5 protein-coding genes are annotated in these 4,366 nt (G+C 69.2%); 1 reads left to right on the top strand and 4 read right to left on the bottom strand.

Annotated features, from left to right (window positions below):
• On the top strand, window positions 1-380 hold a 380-nt coding region (locus BGO22_RS00330), incomplete at its 5' end, for a hypothetical protein (RefSeq protein ID WP_286848244.1).
• Between the two features lie 50 nt (window positions 381-430).
• Here the strand turns inward: BGO22_RS00330 and nadB are convergent.
• The 4 genes from nadB to BGO22_RS00310 all read right to left on the bottom strand — a co-directional run.
• Window positions 431-2,017: an L-aspartate oxidase gene (gene nadB, locus BGO22_RS00325; protein WP_070397268.1), complete on the bottom strand. Its 1,587-nt coding sequence runs from the start codon at window positions 2,015-2,017 to the stop codon at window positions 431-433.
• Between the two features lie 100 nt (window positions 2,018-2,117).
• Window positions 2,118-2,972 carry a segregation and condensation protein A gene (locus tag BGO22_RS00320; protein ID WP_070397269.1) on the bottom strand — a complete coding sequence of 285 codons (855 nt, stop codon included), beginning with the start codon at window positions 2,970-2,972 and terminating at the stop codon, window positions 2,118-2,120.
• A gap of 10 nt (window positions 2,973-2,982) precedes the next feature.
• Window positions 2,983-3,195 (bottom strand): DUF3460 family protein, encoded by a 213-nt coding sequence (locus BGO22_RS00315; RefSeq protein WP_070397270.1) that lies wholly within the window; start codon window positions 3,193-3,195, stop codon window positions 2,983-2,985.
• Window positions 3,196-3,236: 41 nt separating this feature from the next.
• A partial coding sequence (locus tag BGO22_RS00310; RefSeq protein WP_286848239.1) for a SulP family inorganic anion transporter occupies window positions 3,237-4,366 on the bottom strand: 1,130 nt, incomplete at its 5' end.

Here is a 4,366-nt window from a genome sequence, read left to right as displayed (position 1 = left end):
GAAGGCGCGAGATGCTCCCTGCTTCAGTACAGCGCTTTCATGGTCTGGCCAATTTCATGTCCTTGGGCAATCTGAATCGGATCGAGAAACTTCCAAGGACCAAGATCACCCACTTCCCCGCTGGCCAGGCGATCGCCTTCGCGGCCACCACATACACCAACGACGCCTCCTGCGGCCCATTGTTTCTTCGGTTCACACCGGAGGAAGGCAAACGCTATGTGCTGTCGACGGATTTGCAGGACCACATCTGCCGATTGAGCATTCAAGCCTTGGACGAAGCATCACAGGCGCGTCCCGTGAAGCACTCGCGTTGGCGCTGCGTCAAGCCATTCCTGGGATTCGGCAAGCCCACGCTCATTGGCCCCAACGAGATCAATTGACGTGATCCCGGCAGAACCACGTTACCGCCGGTGCGGGCTCGCTGGCTGCCTCACCGCCCCGGCGGCACCAGAATCGTCGGCTTCGCCTCGGGCAGCATGCCCGGGTGGTCCAGGCTGAAATGCAGGCCGCGGCTTTCGCGGCGCAGCATGGCCGACATGACGATCAGGTCGGCCACCTGCACCAGGTTGCGCAGCTCCAGCAGGTCGCGCGTGACGTGGAACTGCGCGTAGAACTCATGGATCTCGCGCTGCAGCAGGGTGATGCGGTGCGCCGCGCGCTCCAGGCGCTTGTCGGTGCGCACGATGCCCACGTAGTCCCACATGAAGCGGCGCAGCTCGTCCCAGTTGTGCGAGATGACGACCATCTCGTCGGCGTCGGTCACGCGGCTGTCGTCCCACAGCGGCAGCGCCGGCGTGTCGGGTGCCTGGTGCGCGCGGATGGCGCTGGCCGCCGCCTGCGCGAACACCATGCACTCCACCAGCGAATTGCTCGCCAGCCGGTTGGCGCCGTGCAGGCCGGTGCAGGTGGTCTCGCCCACGGCGTACAGGCCGGCGATCTCGGTGTGGCCCTGCAGGTCGGTGACGACGCCGCCGCAGGTGTAGTGCGCGGCCGGCACCACCGGGATGGGCTCCTTGGTGATGTCGATGCCCAGCTCGGCGCAGCGCGCCAGGATGTTGGGGAAGTGCTCGCGCAGGAACTCGGGGCTCTGGTGCGAGATGTCCAGGTGCACGCAGTCCAGGCCATGCTTCTTCATCTCGAAGTCGATCGCGCGCGCCACCACGTCGCGCGGCGCCAGTTCGGCGCGCGGGTCGTGGTCGGGCATGAAGCGGTGGCCGCCCAGGTGCGGCGGCAGCTTGAGGATGCCGCCTTCGCCGCGCACGGCCTCGGTGATGAGGAAGCTCTTGGCGTGCGGGTGGTACAGGCAGGTGGGGTGGAACTGGATGAACTCCATGTTCGCCACCTGGCAGCCCGCGCGCCAGGCGGCGGCGATGCCGTCGCCCGTGGCGGTGTCGGGGTTGGTGGTGTAGAGGTAGACCTTGCCCGCGCCGCCCGTGGCCAGCACGGTGTGGCGGGCCGCGAAGGTGACCACCTCGTCGCGCACGGTGTCGAGCACGTAGGCGCCAAAGCAGCGGCGCTCGCCGCAGCCGCCGACATGGCGCTCGGTGATCAGATCCACCAGCATGTGGTGCTCGAACACCTGGATGCCGGGCGTGGCCTTCACCCGCTCGACCAGGGTGGCCTGCACGGCAGCGCCGGTGGCGTCGGCCGCGTGCACGATGCGTCGGTGGCTGTGGCCGCCCTCGCGCGTGAGGTGCAGCTCGCCGTCGGCGGTGGAGAAGGGCACGCCCAATTCGCGCAGCCAGGCGATGGCGGCGGGTGCGTTCTCCACCGTGAACTCGGTGGCCTCGCGGTCGCTCAGCCCGGCGCCGGCCACGAGGGTGTCTTCCACGTGCGAGGCGTAGCTGTCGCCCTCGGCCAGCACGGCGGCGATGCCACCCTGGGCCCAGTTGCTCGAGCCGTCGAGCAGGGCGCGCTTGGTGATGACGGCCACGCGGTGGGTGGCGCTCAGGTGAAGGGCGGTCGACAGCCCTGCCAGGCCGCTGCCGATGACCAGGACGTCGAAGTGTTGGGTCATGTGCTGTTGGAGGACGGAGTACGAGCCGCCGCCGGGCCGCCCCAAGGCGGCTCAGCCCCCTTGGGGGGCCGCGACCCGCGCAGCGGCGGAGCGTGGGGGCTCATGATGTGGGGGTATAGGCCAGGCGCACGTAGATGGGCGCGAAGGCCTCGGCCTGGGTCAGCTCGATCAGGGTTTCCTTGGCGAGCTCGAGCATGGCGATGAAGGTGACGACCACCACCGGCACGCCCCGGCTGGTGTCGAACAGGTCGCCGAATTCGACGAACTGGCGGCCCTGCAGCTGGCGCAGCACGATGCTCATGTGCTCGCGCACCGACAGCTCCTCGCGGCTGATCTTGTGGTGCTGCACGAGCTTGGCGCGCTTGAGGATGTCGCGCCAGGCGCTCTGCAGGTCGACCATGTCCACGTCGGGAAAGCGCGGCTGCAGCGCCTGCTCGACATAGATCTGGGCGCGCAGGAAGTCGCGGCCGTACTGGGGCACCTCGGACAGGCGCTGCGCGGCCAGCTTCATCTGCTCGTACTCGAGCAGGCGGCGCACGAGTTCGGCGCGCGGGTCCTCGGCCTCTTCGCCCTCGGCCGTTTTCTTGGGTGGCAGCAGCATGCGCGACTTGATCTCGATCAGCATCGCGGCCATCAGCAGGTACTCGGCCGCCAGTTCGAGGTTGTTGGCGCGGATTTCCTCGACGTACTCCAGGTACTGGCGCGTGACCCCGGCCATGGGGATGTCGAGGATGTTGAAGTTCTGCTTGCGGATCAGGTAGAGCAGCAGGTCCAGCGGGCCCTCGAAGGCCTCGAGGAAGACGCGCAGCGCGTCGGGCGGGATGTACAGGTCCTGCGGCAGCTTGAACAGCGGCTCGCCATAGAGCCGCGCCAGCGCCACGTTGTCGACCACCGAGGGCAGCACCTCGTCGAGGCCCTGCGGGGCTTCGTCCAGGGAGGGCGCCGGTTCGGTCATGGTCGCCGGCTCAGTTGAAGTCGGAATTCGTCTGGTAGACGTAGGGCTTCTGCGGGACCTCGGCCGCCTCGGCCTCGGCCGCGAACTCGCGGTCGATGGTCTTGTCCCAGAGCAGGCCGCGGCCCTCGCGCTGCCGGGCCTCCAGCCCCGGCCGATCGGCCTTGAGCTGCTCGATGAACTGGGTGGCTTCGGATTGGTAGTCGGGGCGGCGGAAGAAGGACATGGCGGCGGGGGAGGGTGTCCGGATCGGGGAAACCGGCGATTTTACTGGCCGTCCCCGGTGGCCTCGGCCAGGCGTCCGGCAAAGCCCGAGCGCGCCATCAGCGAGGCCGGCTGCGGCTGCAGGCCCACGATCTCCAGCCGCCCGCCGCGCCGCCGCAGCGCCTTGTGCAGCTGCTCCAGCGCGTCCAGGCCGGTGGTGTCGAGCGAGACCATCAGGTGCGCGTCCAGCAGCAGGTGCAGCGGCCCGGGCGCGGCCTCCACCTCGGCGACGATGGGGTCGATCTTGGTGACCGCGCCGAAGAACAGCGAGCCGTAGAGCCGCCAGGTCTGGCGGCCGTCCTCGCGCCGCACCGGCTCGGCGCTGAAGATGTCGCGCTGGCGCCGCACGAACAGCACCACCGCCAGCACCAGGCCCAGCTCCACGGCCACCGTGAGGTCGAAGACGATGGTGACCGAGAAGGTGCTCAGCAGCATCAACCGGTAGTGGTTGCTGAAGTGCTTCAGACGGGCGAACTCGCGCCACTCGCCCATGTTCCAGGCCACGAACAGCAGCACGCCGGCCAGCACCGCCAGCGGGATGTGAAAGGCCAGCGGCGCCGCCGCCAGCACCACCACCGTGAGCGTGAGCGAATGCACCATGCCCGCCACCGGCGAGGCCGCGCCGGCGCGGATGTTGGTGACGGTGCGCGCGATGGTGCCGGTGACCGGCATGCCGCCGAAGAAGGGCACCACCGCGTTGGCCACGCCCTGGGCCATCAGTTCCTGGTTCGGGTCGTGCTTGCGCGCGTCGGCGAGCTGGTCGGCCACCCGCGCGCACAGCAGCGACTCCACAGCCCCCAGCAGCGCGATGGTCAGGGTGGGCGTGACCAGCAGGCGCACGGTCTCCCACGAAAAATCGGGCAGTGCAAAGGCCGGCAGGCCCTGCGGGATGCCACCGAACCGCGTGCCGATGGTCTCCACCGGCAGCTTCAGCGCCCAGGCCAGCAGCGAGAGGGTGAGCAGCGCCACGACCGGCCCCGGCACGCGCGAGGTCGCGCGCAGGGCGCCGGGCACCTCCAGGTGGTCCAGCTGGCGGCGAAAGCGCGAGTCGGTGGCCCACAGGCGCGGCCACACGAACAGGCCCAGCACGCACAGCGCGCCCAACAGCAGCGCCCAGGGGTTGACGGTGTCCA

Source organism: Hydrogenophaga sp. 70-12 (assembly GCF_001897365.1).
GTDB lineage: Bacteria > Pseudomonadota > Gammaproteobacteria > Burkholderiales > Burkholderiaceae_C > Hydrogenophaga > Hydrogenophaga borbori.
This window is presented reverse-complemented; position numbering and strand designations above follow the sequence as displayed.